This window comes from Candidatus Epulonipiscium sp. (genome assembly GCA_012519205.1).
Lineage (GTDB): Bacteria > Bacillota > Clostridia > Lachnospirales > Defluviitaleaceae > JAAYQR01.
In genome coordinates this window covers 63,200-80,795 of sequence record JAAYQR010000004.1, presented here as the reverse complement: position 1 = coordinate 80,795, position 17,596 = coordinate 63,200, and the positions used below count along the sequence as shown (strand labels likewise).

The 17,596-nt window shown below is 35.7% G+C and carries 13 protein-coding genes and 1 other annotated feature; of the genes, 8 read left to right on the top strand and 5 right to left on the bottom strand.

Translation table 11 applies throughout. From position 1 onward, the window contains the following. Window positions 1–133: 133 nt before the first annotated feature. From gshAB to GX308_01115, 4 genes are all read left to right on the top strand, one after another. Window positions 134–1,099, top strand: coding sequence for a bifunctional glutamate--cysteine ligase GshA/glutathione synthetase GshB (gshAB, locus tag GX308_01130; GenBank protein NLK20695.1), 966 nt, complete (start codon window positions 134–136; stop codon window positions 1,097–1,099). A gap of 95 nt (window positions 1,100–1,194) precedes the next feature. Beyond that, window positions 1,195–1,887: a hypothetical protein gene (locus tag GX308_01125; GenBank protein NLK20694.1), complete on the top strand. Its 693-nt coding sequence runs from the start codon at window positions 1,195–1,197 to the stop codon at window positions 1,885–1,887. Between the two features lie 20 nt (window positions 1,888–1,907). After that, on the top strand, window positions 1,908–2,909 hold the full coding sequence (locus GX308_01120; protein ID NLK20693.1) for a GGGtGRT protein: 1,002 nt from the start codon (window positions 1,908–1,910) through the stop codon (window positions 2,907–2,909). A gap of 175 nt (window positions 2,910–3,084) precedes the next feature. After that, entirely contained in the window at window positions 3,085–4,047 is a 963-nt protein-coding gene (locus GX308_01115; protein ID NLK20692.1) for a calcium/sodium antiporter, read from the top strand. A 72-nt stretch (window positions 4,048–4,119) separates the two neighbouring features. On the opposite strand, the gene GX308_01110 is transcribed toward GX308_01115, so the two are convergent. Continuing rightward, the gene (locus GX308_01110) at window positions 4,120–5,310 is read right to left on the bottom strand and encodes a DNA polymerase IV (protein ID NLK20691.1); all 1,191 of its coding nucleotides are present in this window, start codon (window positions 5,308–5,310) and stop codon (window positions 4,120–4,122) included. A 291-nt stretch (window positions 5,311–5,601) separates the two neighbouring features. Here GX308_01110 and uxaC point away from each other — a divergent pair, with 291 nt between their 5' ends. After that, window positions 5,602–7,002, top strand: coding sequence for a glucuronate isomerase (uxaC, locus tag GX308_01105; GenBank protein NLK20690.1), 1,401 nt, complete (start codon window positions 5,602–5,604; stop codon window positions 7,000–7,002). Between the two features lie 57 nt (window positions 7,003–7,059). Then, window positions 7,060–8,091: a copper amine oxidase N-terminal domain-containing protein gene (locus tag GX308_01100; GenBank protein ID NLK20689.1), complete on the top strand. Its 1,032-nt coding sequence runs from the start codon at window positions 7,060–7,062 to the stop codon at window positions 8,089–8,091. 28 nt (window positions 8,092–8,119) lie between these two features. Here GX308_01100 and GX308_01095 read toward each other — a convergent pair whose 3' ends face one another. The 4 genes from GX308_01095 to aroF form a co-directional block, all read right to left on the bottom strand. Next, window positions 8,120–8,788: a hypothetical protein gene (locus GX308_01095; protein NLK20688.1), complete on the bottom strand. Its 669-nt coding sequence runs from the start codon at window positions 8,786–8,788 to the stop codon at window positions 8,120–8,122. A 102-nt stretch (window positions 8,789–8,890) separates the two neighbouring features. Continuing rightward, the gene (aroA, locus tag GX308_01090) at window positions 8,891–10,162 is read right to left on the bottom strand and encodes a 3-phosphoshikimate 1-carboxyvinyltransferase (GenBank protein ID NLK20687.1); all 1,272 of its coding nucleotides are present in this window, start codon (window positions 10,160–10,162) and stop codon (window positions 8,891–8,893) included. Between the two features lie 10 nt (window positions 10,163–10,172). After that, complete coding sequence (locus GX308_01085; protein ID NLK20686.1) at window positions 10,173–11,270, bottom strand: prephenate dehydrogenase; 1,098 nt, start codon at window positions 11,268–11,270, stop codon at window positions 10,173–10,175. Then, entirely contained in the window at window positions 11,263–12,288 is a 1,026-nt protein-coding gene (gene aroF, locus GX308_01080; GenBank protein NLK20685.1) for a 3-deoxy-7-phosphoheptulonate synthase, read from the bottom strand. The genes GX308_01085 and aroF overlap by 8 nt, the downstream gene beginning before the upstream one ends. Before the next feature lie 400 nt (window positions 12,289–12,688). Here aroF and fusA point away from each other — a divergent pair, with 400 nt between their 5' ends. Both fusA and GX308_01070 read left to right on the top strand, forming a co-directional pair. Further along, window positions 12,689–14,764: an elongation factor G gene (gene fusA / locus GX308_01075; GenBank protein ID NLK20684.1), complete on the top strand. Its 2,076-nt coding sequence runs from the start codon at window positions 12,689–12,691 to the stop codon at window positions 14,762–14,764. 141 nt (window positions 14,765–14,905) lie between these two features. After that, window positions 14,906–15,114, top strand: a binding site (T-box leader). A gap of 36 nt (window positions 15,115–15,150) precedes the next feature. Then, complete coding sequence (locus GX308_01070) at window positions 15,151–17,571, top strand: leucine--tRNA ligase (GenBank protein NLK20683.1); 2,421 nt, start codon at window positions 15,151–15,153, stop codon at window positions 17,569–17,571. Window positions 17,572–17,596: the final 25 nt, after the last annotated feature.

Genomic DNA, 17,596 nt, shown 5'->3' with positions numbered 1-17,596 from the left:
TCCGTCAAAAATTCTATCTTATAAAATTAGTGATGAAATGAATAAATACGGTGAAAACTTCCTTGAATTTGGTTTAAGAAGAGCCAAACTAAATACAGGGATTAAAAAGAATAAATAAGTATGGAGGGATACCATGGAACTTTCTACAGAAATTCTTATAAAGGAAGCTTTAAATAGAAATATAAAAGTGGATATATTGGATGCAGGGGATAATTTTATAAGGCTTATAAAAGGAAATAAAATAGAATATATAAAAGAAGCCACCAGGACTTCCCTAGATACATATATCGCTCCTTTAATAATGGAAAATAAACTGGTGACTAAGTTCGTATTAAAAGAAGCGGGATTTAGTATCCCAGAAGGGATAACAGTAAAGTCCATGGAAGAAGGGGATAGGGCCTGGGAAATGTTTTCAGGTTCTTCTACAGTGATTAAACCCAAGAGCACAAATTTTGGTATAGGAGTAGTAATACTTATTGATAATAATTCTAAGGGGCAATTTATGGATGCCATAAAAGAAGCATTAAAACATGATAATACAGTTTTAATTGAGGAGTATATTGATGGAAAAGAGTATAGATTTTTAGTCTTGGGTGAAGAAACGGTGGGAATTCTTCATAGGATTCCTGCCAATGTAGAGGGGGATGGCACTCATAATATTGAAGAATTAGTAGAGAAGAAAAACAAGAATCCCCTAAGGGGTGAGGGGCACCTTACTCCTTTTGAAAAGATAAATCTCGGAAAAATAGAAAAGGACTTTTTAAGGTTTCAGGATAAAGATATATATTATATTCCAAGGGAAAAAGAAATTGTTTACTTAAGGGAGAACTCTAATATAAGTACTGGAGGGGAAAGCATAGATTATACTGATGAAGTAATAGATGAATATAAAAAAATAGCAGTAAAGGCTGCAAAGTCGGTAGGTGCAAAGATTTGTGGAGTAGATATGATTATTAAAGACATTTACAAATTGCCTCATGGAAAAGATTATAGTATTATAGAACTTAACTTTAACCCAGCCATTTATATTCACAATTTTCCCTATCAAGGTAAGAATAGATATGCAGAGAAGAAATTATTGGATTTATTAGGCTTTTAAAATAGCATGAATGATATATTCATGCTATAATACGGTGGGGATAATGGACTTTTTTGTCGATTAACATCCATAATATAAAGAGGAAGGGGATTAAAATGAATTACACCCATGAAGTAGAAAAAATGACTTGTGTAGTTAAAGGGCCCAATCATGGTCCAGCACCTATACCACAGGAAGGACAGTGGACAAAGGCAAAAGAAGTGAAAGATATTTCAGGCTTAACCCATGGGGTAGGCTGGTGTGCACCACAACAGGGAGCTTGTAAATTAACCCTTAATGTTAAGGATGGCATAATACAAGAGGCTTTAATAGAAACCTTGGGATGTACGGGAATGACTCATTCCGCAGCGATGGCAGCGGAAATTTTAACAGGAAAAACAATCCTTGAAGCACTGAATACTGACCTTGTTTGTGATGCTATCAATACAGCTATGAGGGAATTATTTCTTCAAATTGTATATGGAAGAACCCAGACTGCTTTTTCGGAAGGGGGACTTCCTGTAGGTGCAGGACTTGAAGACCTGGGAAAAGGCCTAAGGAGTCAGGTAGGGACATTGTATAGCACAGTATCAAAGGGCCCTAGATACTTAGAAATGGCAGAAGGTTATATTACAAAAACAGGACTAGACGAGAACGATGAAATCATAGGATATGAATTCATTCACCTAGGAAGAATGATGGAAATGATTAAAAAGGGTACCGATGCTAACGAAGCGATAAAGAAGGCTACAGGAACCTATGGAAGATTTGATGAAGCTGTAAAACTAATAGACCCAAGAGAAGAATAATAGATTAGGAGGATAAAAGAATGCCGTTATTTGAAGGATATGAAAGAAGAATAAATCAGATTAATTCTGTTTTAAATACATATGGCATCACTTCTATAGAAGATGCTAAAAAAATTTGTGATGAAAAAGGAATAGATGTTTATAACATTGTAAAAGAAATTCAGCCTATCTGCTTTGAAAATGCATGTTGGGCATACATAGTAGGAGCTGCCATAGCTATTAAAAAAGGATGCACCAACGCATCCGATGCAGCTAAAGTTTTAGGAGAAGGTCTTCAAGCTTTTTGTATCCCAGGATCTGTTGCCGATGATAGAAAAGTAGGAATAGGCCATGGAAATCTCGGGGCGATGCTTCTTAAAGAAGAAACAAAATGTTTTGCTTTTCTTGCAGGTCACGAATCCTTTGCTGCGGCTGAAGGAGCTATTGGTATAGCAAAATCAGCAAACAAAGTTAGGAAAGAACCCTTAAGAGTTATCTTAAACGGTCTTGGAAAAGATGCAGCTCAGATTATATCAAGAATTAACGGATTTACATATATTGAAACAACCTTTGATTATTATACGGGAAAACTTAGCATAGTAAGTGAAACTCCATATTCAAAGGGAGAACGTTCAAAGGTAAAATGCTACGGTTCAGATGATGTAAGAGAAGGGGTAGCTATAATGCATCATGAAAAGGTAGACGTATCCATTACAGGAAACTCTACAAACCCAACAAGATTTCAACACCCAGTAGCAGGAACTTACAAAAAGGAATGTACAGAACAAAATAAAAGATACTTCTCCGTTGCATCCGGTGGTGGAACAGGTAGAACCCTTCATCCAGATAATATGGCAGCAGGACCTGCTTCCTATGGAATGACAGATACCATGGGAAGAATGCACTCTGATGCTCAGTTTGCAGGTTCTTCCTCTGTACCAGCCCATGTAGAAATGATGGGACTTATAGGAATGGGTAACAACCCAATGGTTGGGGCTACAGTAGCGGTTGCAGTAGCGATAGAAGAAGCAGAAAATAAATAACAGGTTGATAATGAGTTGTGGATAAAAGTGTAGATTTAATCTTACCTTTGTGCACAACTTTTTATTTTAAAATAGATAATCTAGAAAGATACAATAAAATTAGTTTTTATAGTGTATGAAAATTATAGGTATCTCATAAATATGAAATAACCATATTTATAAAGGAGTTGAGTATATGCTTCTTACCTACTTTTTATTTGGAATTGGACTTATTTTTATTATAAAAGGAGGGGACCATTTTGTTGATGAAGCAACATGGGTTGCACGGGTAACAGGTCTTCCAGAGGTGCTTATTGGGGCAACTATAGTAAGCTTGGGTACTACATTCCCTGAAACTAGTGTTTCAGTTATATCCTCTATGCAAAATCGTCCAACGGTAGCGATAGGAAATGCTATTGGATCAATCATATGTAATATTGGATTGGTTTTAGCAATGTACAACGTTATTAAACCCAGTAGGATAGATTCCCGTATTTTTAAGCTAAAAGGAATGATGATGATAGGGTATATCGTCTTTTTTTGGTGGTCTGCACAAAAAGGGTACATAGGGTTATCCTCAGCGGTTGGGTTATTAATGTTATTATTAGTATATATAATTTTTAATGTTACAATTGTGCAATATAAAAACAAAACAAAACATACAAAAAGACAAATAAAAAGACAAACAAAAAGAAAAACTGTCCCCAAAGGAATTAGTAAACATGTGGCTATGTTCATTTTGGGAATAATCCTAATTCTAATGGGGTCAAACTTCTTAGTTACATATGGAGTGAAGATTGCCAATAGTTGGGGGGTACCCGAAGCAGTAATAAGCCTTTCGATGATTGCCCTAGGGACCTCGCTACCAGAATTGGTTACATCAATGACCGCTTTAATAAAGGGCCATGATGAGTTATCCATAGGTAATATCTTAGGTGCCAATATCCTAAATATTTGTTTAGTCTTGGGGGCTTCTGCCAGTGTTTCACCTCTTACGATAGAGCGACAGACCATTGTACTTGATATCCCGGTAGCTATGATTTTATCCTTAGGTTTGGTTATTCCAACTATAGTTACTAGGCGGATAAGTCGGATACAGGCATCATTACTCTTAATGGTATATGTAATTTATATGGTTATTTTATTTTTCTTTCTATAATAACATACCATTATTTGTTTTTTGATAAATTAGGTATCATAGATGTTTTCCTAAATTAACACCATATGTAGATTAGAGCTGGCTAGCCCTAAATACTGCCTTAGAACCGAATTTTTTTCTTAAATCGTCTATGCTCTTGTCTATTGCTTGTTGTTTTTTTATATCGGAAGTATTAAATAAGGACATTTGGCAAGATTCATCATTACATAATTCTGACACCCTTATTCCAAGGCTTCTTATGGGTTCTCCCTTCCAAGCTTCATCAAACAAGCTACAGGCATATCTATAAATATAGTGGGTGCTATCCGTTGCCATACCAATTTTTCTTTGATGCGAATAATGCCTAAAGTCGCTGGATTTAATAGATATAGAGACTAGCTCCCCATAATATTTTTCTTCCCTAAGTCGCATTGCTACATTTTCAGCAAGGGACAGAAGAATTTTATGGGCTGTTTTTCTATCGATTATATCTGAAGAAACAGTTGTAGAATTACTAATTCCTTTAATAGGAGAATAGTCCTCACCTATTATTGGTGAACTTTCAATACCATTGGCAAAGTTCCAAATTAAAATTCCTTGGCTTTTAAAATGCTGTGATAGAAACCTTGGATTTGCCCTTGCCAAATCTCCTATAGTATATATTCCTAAATTATAAAGTTTAGAGGCGGTAGCGCCCCCTACCATAAACAATTCTTCTACAGGAAGAGGCCACATTTTTTCTCTTATCTCATGGGGAAATAAGGTATGTACTGCATCAGGTTTTGTAAAATCCGAGGCCATTTTTGCCAAGAGTTTATTATGGGAAACCCCAATATTTACCGTAAACCCCAAGTCCTTTTTGATGCGATTTTTTATTGAGTATGCGGCAGAAACAGGATCCCCAAAATGACACTCCATATGGGTATAATCTAAAAAACATTCATCGATACTATACCTTTGAATAATAGGAGAATATTCCTCTAGCACCCTCATTAAATTGTTGCTACATTCCATATAAAGTTCATGATGGGAGGGAACTATTGTAAGATTTGGGCATTTTTGTAGGGCTGAAAATAAAGATTCACCGGTTTTAATCTTATATTTTTTTGCGGGGATGGATTTGGCAAGGACAACCCCATGCCTTTTTTTAGGGTCTCCCCCAACAACAGAAGGGATGGTTCTTAGATCTATTTTATCACCTTGTTGTAATCTGTACATGGCTTCCCAACTGAGATAGGCTGAATTCACATCAATATGCATAATTACAAAATTAGAAGAAGTCATCATAGAGCCTCCTAAAAATATATGGTGCCTGTTAGTAAATTTATTAATATATACGAATTCTACCTCTTATTATCATACTTTAAGAGATAATTGGAACTACTAATAGGTACTAATTCTTATAGAACTATTATATGCTATTTAATATGGGAAAGCCATCCTATGTCCAAGCTCTTCTGGAGTTATTTTTCCTCCTAGATATTAGAGTTCTGATATATTAATTCTTGGACTTAAGGGGTATATATAGTATTATAATAATTGTTTTTCTATACTTAAAAGAAAGAGGGAATCCCAATGAAAAAATTTTTAGATGAAAATTTTATGCTTCAAAATGAAACAGCTATAAGGCTCTATCATGATTATGCAAGGGATATGCCAATATATGATTATCACTGTCATATAAATCCCAAAGAAATATGGGAGAACAAAAAATTTGAGAATATAACAGAGGTATGGTTATACGGTGATCATTATAAATGGAGAGCTATGAGAGCTAATGGAATAGATGAAAAATATATAACTGGGAATGCCAGTGATTATGACAAGTTTAAAGCCTGGGCTAAAACTATCCCTTACACCATAGGAAATCCCCTATATCACTGGACCCATTTAGAATTACAAAGATTTTTTAGAATATACGAGGTTCTAAATGAAGAAACAGCAGATAAAATATGGAAAGAAGCCAATGCCAAATTAAACGGAAAAGATTTTGGTGTAAGAGATTTAATCAAAAAATCCAATGTAAGATATATTGGAACCACTGATGATCCAGTGGATGATTTAAAGTATCATAAGCTTATTAGAGGAGAAGGAAAATTAGAAGCCACAGTATTCCCATCTTTTCGCCCTGATAAGGGAATCAATATTGAAAAAGATACCTTTATCCCTTGGGTAAAACAGTTAGGAGAAGTAAGTAGTAAGGCCATTGTGAATTATGATGAATTCTTAAATGCATTAGAAGAAAGAATAAACTTCTTCCACAAAGAAGGCAGCCGCTTATCAGATCACGCTTTTGATTATGTTCCATATAGAGAGGCATCCAAAGAAGAAGTATCGACTATTTTTGTTAAGGCTCTAAAAGGAGATAGTATTAGCTTAGAGGAAGAAGAAAAGTTTAAGACAGCGCTCCTTCAATTTTTAGCCAAATTATATGCAAAACTTGGCTGGACAATGCAGCTTCATATCGGCACCATGCGTAATAATAATACTCGTATGTTTAATGAAATAGGACCAGATACAGGATTTGACTCTATTAACGATTTAAATATCGCCCACCCCCTATCAAGATTTATGGATTCCTTGGATAGGGAAAATAAACTGCCTAAAACCATACTTTATACCCTCAACCCAAAGGATAATTATGTGCTAGGCACTATGATTGGCAACTTTCAAGGGGGTATTCCAGGTAAGATTCAATTTGGTTCTGCCTGGTGGTTTAATGATCAAAGAGATGGAATGATAGAGCAAATGAAAGCATTGGCTAATTTAGGTTTATTAAGTCGATTTGTTGGAATGCTTACAGACTCAAGGAGTTTCTTATCCTACCCAAGACATGAATACTTTAGAAGAATCTTATGTAATTTAATAGGCGGATGGGTGGAAAATGGAGAATTCCCAAATGATATGAGGTTACTAGGTAAAATTGTACAGAATATCAGCTTTAATAATGCGGAAAAGTATTTTGGGATAAAGTAAAGAAAATGGAACTTTTAAATTTTTCCTTCGTCTATATAGTAGAAAGGAGAGATATATATGAAAATATCTAAAAAACTTGTTATAGCACCAATGATATTATGTATGGCAACAAGTACCGCAGTATATGCAGAGGGAAATAAGATTCCCATAGGGCAAGCCGTGCCAATATCTGCACCTATTATGGAAAGTGTAGTCGATTATATTACATACAAAGGAATAATTAAAGAAGTAAATATAGGAGAAAACCATTTTTCTATATGGGTTGAGGGAACTGAGGAAGGACAAATTTCTGAAAGTATAATTTTCTATGTTTCCGATGATGTGGTTCTTTTAGATGATAGCAGCAGAGATTTTGTTAGCAAAAACAATCTAAAAGAAGGAATGAGCATTTCTGTATACTATGGAAAAGATACCATAATGGCACTTAGTATGCCTCCTAGAATGAATCCAGATGTTATTGTGGTTAATAGTAATGAAGACTTTGGTAGTGTAAAAGTATCAAAATTCGACAATGAACTTTTAAGCGCAGATAGAAACCTTAAATTGAATGTATCAGATGAAACCGTAATAGTTGATGAAAAGGGAAACACCGTAGACAGCAAGGATATTTATGATAAGGATTTGATTGTTTTTTATACCATTACCACTAGGAGTATCCCAGCCCAAACGCCCCCCGAAAAGATAATAGTAATGGATAAGGAACCAATGGGCAGGGCGGGAGAAGTAGAAACCATCGAAGAAGAAACAGCTCTTGAAAAGATTGTTTTAAAAGAGGTTACCCTTAATGTAAATACGTATAAAAACAATAAAAATGTAACCATGATACCTCTAGCTAAGGTTGCAAAAGCCCTGGATTATACGGTTAGATGGAATGGAAAAGAACAGTCTGTAGAATTATCGAGAGGTCCCCAATGGACTAGGGTAGTAATAGGGCAGGATAATTACAGCTTTGCAAGAATGCTTATAAAGTTAGGAACAGCACCGGAAATAAGGGAAGGCACTACCTATGTGCCCTTTGAGTTCATTAAAGAAGTATTAAAGGCAGATGCAGAAATTCTTGACAATGGTCAAATGAATATAAAATACTAAAAAGCCCTCTTAATCTTAAGAGGGTTTTTTAATATTCTTCTTCAAATTCATCCCAGTCTTTTAAAAGTCCTTGGTAATTAACAAGTTTAGTCAATTCCGAGAAAATAAGATCATACAAGAGGTCATATCCTTTTTCATTCAAATGGAGGCCATCATCGGCTAATAAGTCCACATAGTCACCATAACTTATCATGTGTTCAAAAAAATCTATCAATGGGCAATGATAATCCTTGGCTATGGTTTTTACGATATGTCCATACTGTCTTAATCGATTATTGTTTCTAGTGGGAGAGCAAACATTTTCATAAACGGGGGGCGGGGTAATTAGGATAGGAATTGGAACACACCCGTTTAGCCCCGTGCGATTGTTATGCCGCTTGATATTTTTAATGATTTTCATAAGATTACTTTCGTATTCGTCTAAAGTCCTAAATTGGGTCTCGTTCATAGAAGAGTCATTAGAGCCAAAAAGAACAAGTACTACATTTGGGTTATAATTAAGGACTTCTTTTTCCAACTTTTCAAGCCCTTCTCTAGTGGTATCTCCATTACAACCGCTATTTACAATGTACCAAGATATACTAGGGAAATATTGGGGCATGTGTTTTTCTAATCTCTCAATAAATCCTATATTACTAGGAACACCGTATCCATAGGTAAGACTATCTCCAAAGCCAACGATGGTTGTTTTAATCATTTTCCACCCTCCAAAAATAAAAAACCAGCACTTAATAAAATCTTATAGTTAGAAATTCATAGATACATTATAATTGATTCTTTATATATAAGCAAATTGGAGCTAGAGGTTTTTTAAAGTAGTAAAGAAGTTAGGGTAGGAAATATCTGCACACTCACTGTTATTAATAATAGTTTCATTTTCCGCTTTAAGAGCTGCTATTGCTAAGGACATAGCTACCCTATGGTCATGATAACTTTCAACTGCGGCGCCTTTTAAAGCTTTGACCCCTTCTATAATCATTCCATCTTCAGTTTCTAAAACTTTGGCTCCCATTTTATTTAGTTCTGCAGCCATGGCATGAATTCTATTAGATTCTTTAACTTTAAGCTCCTGAGCATCCTTTATTACGGTTATTCCATCACTGTAACAAGAAACTACAGCCAATATGGGGATTTCATCGATAAGTTTGGGAATGATGCTTCCTCCTATTTTTATACCATGAAGTTTTGAGGAGCGGACTAATATATCGGCAACAGGTTCTCCGCATTGATACCTCCGGTTTAACAAATCAATATTGCCACCCATTTTCTTAAAGACAGTAATAATCCCATCACGGGTAGGATTGATTCCTATATTTTGAATTAATAGTTCTGAATTTGGTAAAATTAAAGCAGCAGCAATAAAGTATGCTGCCGAGGATATATCCCCTGGGATATTCACCTTTTGGGCAGTAAGTTTTTTGACTGGGAAAGATACAATTTCGTTATTAGTTTGTATTATATTTCCACCAAAATGATTTACCATGATTTCCGTGTGATTCCTTGAGGTTCTAGGTTCATAAATTTTCGTTTCACCTCTGGCATAAAGGGAAGCAAATAATATAGAGGATTTAACCTGAGCACTGGCTACAGGCAACTTATAGTTGATTCCGTTTAAGTTTTTACCTTTAATATGGAGGGGACAATACTTACCATCTTCTATACCATCGATATCCGCACCCATTTCCCTAAGGGGGCTTACTACCCTTAACATAGGTCTTTTTTGGATGGAAGAATCCCCAGTGACTTCAGATGAAAAGGGTTGAGAAGAAAGGATACCTGTTATAAGACGTATAGTGGTCCCACTATTTCCCACATCCAATATATCAACCGGAGGGGTTAAGGCTAAAAGCCCACTGCCATGGACAATTATTTTTTTATCGGTTACATCTATTTGTACCCCTAGCTTTCTGAAACAATCTATGGTGGATAAGCAGTCATTTCCCATTAAAAACCCCGTGATTTCAGTCTTACCCTCTGCTATGGAACCAAGCATAATTGCCCTATGGGAAATAGATTTATCACCAGGGATAGTAATTACCCCATTTATATTGCACCGTGGATTAATAATCATACCTTACCCCCTATTTCTTATAAATTATATAATTGGTATCTTTTAAAAGCTTAACGCTTTTTTGCCTATCATCTTCCTTGTCGAATAAAATTTGTAGAACACCGTTTTCATACTCTCTGCTATTTATAATTCCAATATTTTTGATGTTAATCTTATGATTACTTAAAAGAGTAGCAATATTAGCTATGATTCCAGGTTCATCCACTACATCTATAATAATTTCGTAAGTTTTGGCAAAGGCCCCTGGACTCCTATTTGAAAATGTATCCCTATATTGCTTTGCACTTTCAAAAAAGTCCCATATAGCATCATCTTTATTATCGTTTATAGCAGATGAAAACTGTGTAAGGATTTCTATAAAATGATCAAGTACAAATAGGATTTCTCTTTGATTGGATATACAAATATTATGCCACATCTCAGGGGAGGAAGAAGCGATACGAGTAATATCCTTAAATCCTCCTGCTGCTAATAAATGCATGTATTTATTGGTATCATCGAGGGTTTTAACCATATGAACGAGGGATGAAGCAATAATATGCGGGACATGACTAATAGATGCTGTAATTAAATCATGATATTCTGGTGAAATAACAATAGGTATAGCCCCTATGGCGGTAATGAAATCTTTTAAAATATCCAGTTTAGTTTTTGGAGTTTTATTATTAGGTGTAAGGATATAATAAGCATTTTCAAATAGATGTCCCCTAGAGGCATCATAGCCCATTTTTTCGGAACCTGCCATGGGGTGTCCACCTATAAAGTAAATACTACTTTTGTCTAGTAAAGACCCTAGTTCATTCATTATGGCATTTTTTGTACTGCCTACATCTGTTAAAATACATTCTTCTTTTATAAATGGGATTAATTTATTAACACAGAGAGCAATTTTTTTAACAGGGATACATAAGAAGATAATATTACAATCGCTAAAATGGCTATCTATAGATGTCGTAAAAGAATCGATAACTCCTTCCTCAAAAGCTTTATTGAGTATGGAACGATCTAAATCCATGGCAGTAATATGATTAGTGCCACATTTTTGTTTTAATGCTTTTGCTATAGAACCACCAATAAGTCCAAGACCGATAATTCCAACTTTATTCATGACTATTAAAGCTTCTCCCCATAATATTTATCAACGGTTTTAAATCAGAAGTAAGTGTTAAGAAATCTTCAGGGTTAAGAGATTGGGGACCATCTGATAAGGCCTTAGAAGGATTAGGGTGAACTTCTATCATAAGTCCATCAGCTCCTGCTGCAATTGATGCCTTTGCCAAAGGCTCTACAAAAGCGCGGATTCCCGTAGCATGACTTGGATCTACAATAATTGGGAGATGGCTTTTTGATTTAATAACGGGGACTGCACTGATATCTAAAGTGTTTCTAGTAGCAGTTTCATAGGTCCTAATTCCTCTTTCACAAAGAACAACATTAGGATTTCCTTCACTCATAATATATTCAGCAGCATTAAGCCATTCATCGATTGTAGCACTTAAGCCTCTTTTGAGCAGTACAGGTAGCTTAGTTTTACCAACTTCTTTAAGAAGTTGGAAGTTCTGCATATTTCTTGCCCCTATCTGCATCATATCCACATATTTAGCAGCAGTCTCTACAGCTTGAAGACTGGTTACTTCACAAACAATAGCGAGGCCGGTTTCATTTCTTGCGTCCACCATATACTTTAGACCTTCTTCTTCTAAGCCTTGGAATGAATATGGAGAGGTCCTTGGTTTATAAGCCCCCCCACGGAGTATTTGTGCCCCTGCTTTTTTTACTGCATGGGCAGTGAGAAGAAGCTGTTCTTTACTTTCAACAGCACAGGGTCCTGCCATTATAATAATTTCTTTTCCACCAATTTTATAATTTCCTATTTTAATGACAGAAGGCTCCACATTAAATTTCTTATTCGCCAGTTTGTAGGATTCGGTTACGGGGACTAATCTATCCACCCCAGATAGCAGTTCTAAGTTTGATTCGCTTATTTTAGATTTTTCACCAATAACACCTATTATAGTTACTTCTAAGCCCTTAGATAGATGGACCTTCAAGCCGCAATATTCTATGGTTTGTATTACATTTTTAATATTTTCTTCTGTAGCCTCAGGACGCATTACAATAATCATATTAAATCCTCCTTATAAATTTCATATTTTGAATATAATTAAAACCTAATCTTTAAGGTTGGCGATTCATTGAGGTTTTAAACATTTTACACTTATAAAGTATACCTGTCAACAAAGTAAGTATTGGGAGGTTTCTTTGAAGATTCACATTTTAATACTTAGAATTTAGAAGAAAAAGTTAAATAGGATGAATTTTAGAGTGAATAATGAATAGTAATATTAAAAATATTATAAGTGGATATAATAGGTAGTAGGAAGATTGTGCAAAATAATTAATTATTAAGAAGGAAAAAGATTTTTTGTGTGGAATATATCTAATATACAGAAAACGAAGTCTAGTTATAGAAAACTAGAACTCTATAGTAGACTTTACAAAAATATAAACTGGGAGGAAACTGCAATGAAAAACTATAGCATGGATCAAATTCGCAATGTTGTACTTTTAGGCCATGGTGGATGTGGGAAGACAACTATTTCAGAAGCAATGTTATATGTTGCAGGACAGACTAAGCGACAGGGAAAAGTAGACGAAGGAAATACTACAAGTGACTATGACTCAGAAGAAATTAAGAGAAAGTTCTCTATCAATGCTTCAGTTATTCCCATTGAATTTAAAGAACATAAAATCAATATTTTGGATACCCCAGGATATTTTGATTTTATAGGGGAAACCAAACAGGCAATTCGTGCTGCCGATTCTGCTATCATTGTTGTTTCAGCAAAATCTGGCATAGAGGTAGGAACGGAAAAAGCATGGGAATATACTGAAGAGGTGAACCTCCCTAGAATGATTTTTGTAAATGGTATGGATGATGAACATGCAAATTTAAGGGATATATTGGAAGACTTAAGAGAAAAGTTTGGAAAAACAATTGCCCCGTTTCAAGTTCCTTTTAAAGAAAATGATAGATTTGCAGGATTTATTAATGTAGTTAAAATGGAAGGAAGAAGATTTGCCAATGGAACCGTAGTATCTTGCGAAATCCCAGATGGAATGGATAATGAAATAGCACCTGTTAGAGAAATGATTCTAGAATCTGTGGCGGAAACCAGTGAAGAACTTATGGAAAAATATTTTAATGGGGAAGCATTTACTCAAGAGGAAATTACAGATGCCATTCAAAAAGGGGTTTTAGATGGAAGTATTGTACCTGTTTTATGTGGTACGGCTATAAATCACACGGGTATTAGGGTTATGCTTAACTCCATACTGAATTACATGCCTTCTGCGTCCCAATTTAAAGAAGAAATAGAAGGCGAAAATCCTCACACGAAAGAAATAGAAGTGCGTAAATGCTCCATGGATGAGCCGATATCTGCATTTGTATTTAAAACAATCGTAGATCCATATATCGGCCGCCTTTCTATCTTTAAAGTATGTTCTGGAGTGTTAAAATCGGATTCTATATTGTATAATGGAAAAAAGGATATAGAAGAAAAGATTTCTAATATTTATGTCCTTAGGGGAAAGGAACAATTTGCAGTACCGGAACTTAGAGCAGGGGATATAGGAGCTGTTGCTAAACTCCATAATACCATGACAGGAGATACTCTATCGGATAAAAACAAACCAATTGTTTATGAAGAAATAGAATTTCCAGAGTCCTTGATGAATATGGCTGTATTTCCAAAGGGCAAAGGAGATGAAGATAAAATGTCTTCAGGCCTTCAAAGACTCATGGAAGAAGATCCGACATTCCATGTATTTTTAGATAAGGAAACCCATGAGCAGATTATATATGGTATAGGTGAACAACATTTAGATGTCATAACCAATAAGTTAAAATCGAAGTTTAAGATAGAAGTAGATTTACTTGCGCCGACTATTCCCTATAGGGAGACTATTAAAGGGAAGATTAAAATTCAGGGGAGGCATAAAAAGCAATCAGGAGGTCATGGGCAGTACGGAGATGTTTGGATGGAATTTGAACCCCTAGGAAATTTAGAAGTACCTTTTGTCTTTGAAGAAAAGATATTTGGGGGAGCAGTGCCAAAGCAGTATTTTCCGGCAGTTGAAAAGGGACTTCAAGATTCCGTCAAATCAGGAGTATTGGCAGGATACCCTGTAGTTGGATTAAAAGCCACCCTAGTAGATGGTTCTTATCATCCGGTAGACTCTTCTGAAATGGCATTTAAAATAGCTACATCTATCGCTTTTAAAGAAGGACTTAAGAAGGCAAAACCTGTGATACTTGAACCTGTGGTTAAAGTTACGGTAGCTGTTCCGGATGAATATATGGGTGATATAATAGGAGATCTTAACAAACGTCGGGGAAGAATCCTAGGGATGATTCCTAAGGGAAAATGCCAACAAATAGATGCTGAGGCACCTATGGCAGAAATGTTTAAATATGCAACAGATCTTCGTTCAATGACCCAGGCAAGGGGAAGCTTTTCAATGAAATTTGATAGATATGAGGAAGCACCAATAGAAGTACAACAAAAAGTTATGGAATCAAGGAAAAAAGAGGCATAGAACTAAGGTGATATCATCTTAAGTGAAGTAAAAACCTAGATTTTTCAATGCATCCGAAATAGCGAGGCATTCTCATAATGATAATTAATTATACCTTGCATTTTTATAATTGGTATGTTACAATTGCCTCAAAAAATAGTAATAAAAGCATTGAAAAGGATTAGTAGATACATCTAAGATTTTAGAGAGCTGTTGGGCGGTGTAAAACAGTATCAAAGAATATCGAACTCACCTTAGAGTTTCTCGCTGAAATGAGTAGGTGGAGACGGAATTCCCCGTTAAAGGAAGAAAGTGTATTCTCATTGGGAATAAACTAGAGTGGTACCGCGAAAAAGCCTTTCGTCTCTAATAAAGACGAGAGGCTTTCTATAATTAATTTAGGAGGAATGACCTTGAACAACATACGCTACGACCATAAGATTATCGAAACGAAATGGCGCAAAATCTGGGAGAAAAAACCCATAAATCAGGATGGACCAGGTAAGAAGAAATACTATTGTTTGGACATGTTCCCTTATCCATCAGGGAATGGTCTTCATGTAGGACACTGGCGAGGCTACGTTCTTAGTGATGTATGGAGTCGTTATAAAATATTGCAAAATCATTATGTACTTCATCCCATGGGATGGGATGCATTTGGACTCCCAGCAGAAAACGATGCAATTAAAAGGGGAGTTCATCCAAGGGTTGGAACCGCCAAAAATATTGCTAATTTTAAAAGGCAGCTTCATGAAATCAGTGCAATTTATGATTGGGATAGAGAGGTCAATACTACGGATCCCAATTATTACAAATGGACCCAATGGATTTTTGCAAGAATGTTTGAAGAGGGATTAGCATACGAGAAGGAAATGCCCATTAACTGGTGCCCAAGTTGTAAAACAGGACTTGCAAATGAAGAAGTAGTAGGGGGAGAATGTGAAAGGTGCCATACTGTAGTTACCAAAAAGAATCTTCGTCAATGGATGCTTAAGATTACAGCCTATGCCGAAAGACTCCTTAATGATTTAAAAGATTTAGACTGGTCTGAGAAAGTAAAGAAAATGCAAACCGATTGGATAGGAAAAAGCTATGGGGCTGAAATTGATTTTAAGATAGAAGGGCAAGATAAAAGAATAAAAGTTTTTACTACAAGACCAGATACTTTATATGGGGCAACTTTTATGGTACTAGCTCCAGAACATGAGATGGTTAGTGAAATTACTACTAATAATCAAAAACAAGCTGTAGAAGATTACGTTTTTAAGGCATCTACAAAATCTTCTATAGATCGTATGGCAGATAAGGACAAAACGGGAATATTTACGGGAAGTTATGTGACGAACCCTCTTAATGGTGCAAAACTTCCTATTTGGATTTCCGATTATGTATTGGCTGATTATGGTACGGGGGCCATTATGTGTGTCCCAGCCCATGACGAAAGAGATTTTGCCTTTGCTACAAAGTTTAGTCTCCCTATTATCCAGGTTATCAAGAAGGAGGAGGAAGAGGAAAAAACATTAACAGAAGCCTATGTAGAAGAAGGAATAATGATTAATTCGGGAATATTTGACGGTATTTCTTCTGACGAAGCTAAGGAAGTAATTGCCAATTACCTTCAGGAACAGGGAATAGGAAAGAAAACAGTCAATTATAAATTAAGAGATTGGGTATTTTCAAGGCAAAGATATTGGGGGGAACCCATTCCTATTATACATTGTGAAAAATGTGGGGCGGTTGCAGTACCGGAGGAGGATCTTCCAGTAACCTTACCGGATGTAGAATCCTATGAGCCTACAGGAACGGGGGAATCTCCCTTAGCAGCCATTGATGAATGGGTTAATACTACATGTCCAAGATGTGGAGGACCCGGAAAAAGAGAGACCAATACAATGCCTCAATGGGCAGGATCTTCCTGGTATTTCCTGCGTTATGCAGATCCCCATAATGATAAAGAATTAGTAAGCAAGGTACAAATGAAAGAATGGCTTCCGGTAGATATTTATGTAGGTGGGATAGAACATGCCGTGCTTCACCTTCTTTATGCTAGATTTTATACTAAATTCTTATACGATATCGGCGTGGTAGATTTTGAAGAACCATTTAAACGTCTGTTTAATCAGGGAATGATTACAAAAGATGGCGCCAAAATGAGCAAATCAAAAGGAAATGTGGTATCTCCAGACGGATTAGTAGAAAGATATGGGGCAGACTCTCTTCGTATGTATGAATTATTCGTAGGTCCACCAGAACTGGATTCAGAGTGGGACGACAGAGGGATAGAAGGAGTGTATCGCTTTATTAATAAAGTATGGAAGTTAATTACTGAAAATAAAGACTCCTCCGTAGCAGCTACTAGAGAAATGGAAAGAACAAGGCATAAATTAATTTATGAAATAACAACTAGAATGAATGATTTCCATCTTAATACCGTTGTTAGTGGGTTTATGGAGTATACTAATAAATTCATGGACATTGCAAAATCCTCAAAAGGCTTGGATAAAAAGACTATAGAAACTCTTGTTATACTTTTAGCACCCTTTATTCCCCATACGGCAGAAGAGCTTTGGGAAATGATTGGGCATGCAGATACAGTATTTAATGAATCGTGGCCTGTATATGATGAGGGAAAAATGAAAGAAGATTCTATTGAAATTGCAGTTCAGGTCAATGGAAAATTAAGGAGTACAATTGAGATAAGTATTGAAGAATCTAAGGATTCCATATTGGAAAAGGCAAAAGCTTCGATAGATGATAAGTTAGATGGAAAGAGTATTATAAAAGAAATATATGTACCAGGAAAGGTTGTTAATTTGGTTATAAAGTAAACAAAGCTAATCCTTTGTCATTCTG

What these genes read in the sequence shown, in the direction of transcription:
- gshAB (NLK20695.1), top strand. Translation starts at nt 134, where the DNA reads ATGGAACTTTCTACAGAAATTCTTATAAAGGAAGCTTTAAATAGAAAT.
- GX308_01125 (NLK20694.1), top strand. Translation starts at nt 1,195, where the DNA reads ATGAATTACACCCATGAAGTAGAAAAAATGACTTGTGTAGTTAAAGGG.
- GX308_01120 (NLK20693.1), top strand. Translation starts at nt 1,908, where the DNA reads ATGCCGTTATTTGAAGGATATGAAAGAAGAATAAATCAGATTAATTCT.
- GX308_01115 (NLK20692.1), top strand. Translation starts at nt 3,085, where the DNA reads ATGCTTCTTACCTACTTTTTATTTGGAATTGGACTTATTTTTATTATA.
- GX308_01110 (NLK20691.1), bottom strand. Translation starts at nt 5,310, where the DNA reads ATGACTTCTTCTAATTTTGTAATTATGCATATTGATGTGAATTCAGCC.
- uxaC (NLK20690.1), top strand. Translation starts at nt 5,602, where the DNA reads ATGAAAAAATTTTTAGATGAAAATTTTATGCTTCAAAATGAAACAGCT.
- GX308_01100 (NLK20689.1), top strand. Translation starts at nt 7,060, where the DNA reads ATGAAAATATCTAAAAAACTTGTTATAGCACCAATGATATTATGTATG.
- GX308_01095 (NLK20688.1), bottom strand. Translation starts at nt 8,788, where the DNA reads ATGATTAAAACAACCATCGTTGGCTTTGGAGATAGTCTTACCTATGGA.
- aroA (NLK20687.1), bottom strand. Translation starts at nt 10,162, where the DNA reads ATGATTATTAATCCACGGTGCAATATAAATGGGGTAATTACTATCCCT.
- GX308_01085 (NLK20686.1), bottom strand. Translation starts at nt 11,270, where the DNA reads ATGAATAAAGTTGGAATTATCGGTCTTGGACTTATTGGTGGTTCTATA.
- aroF (NLK20685.1), bottom strand. Translation starts at nt 12,288, where the DNA reads ATGATTATTGTAATGCGTCCTGAGGCTACAGAAGAAAATATTAAAAAT.
- fusA (NLK20684.1), top strand. Translation starts at nt 12,689, where the DNA reads ATGAAAAACTATAGCATGGATCAAATTCGCAATGTTGTACTTTTAGGC.
- GX308_01070 (NLK20683.1), top strand. Translation starts at nt 15,151, where the DNA reads ATGACCTTGAACAACATACGCTACGACCATAAGATTATCGAAACGAAA.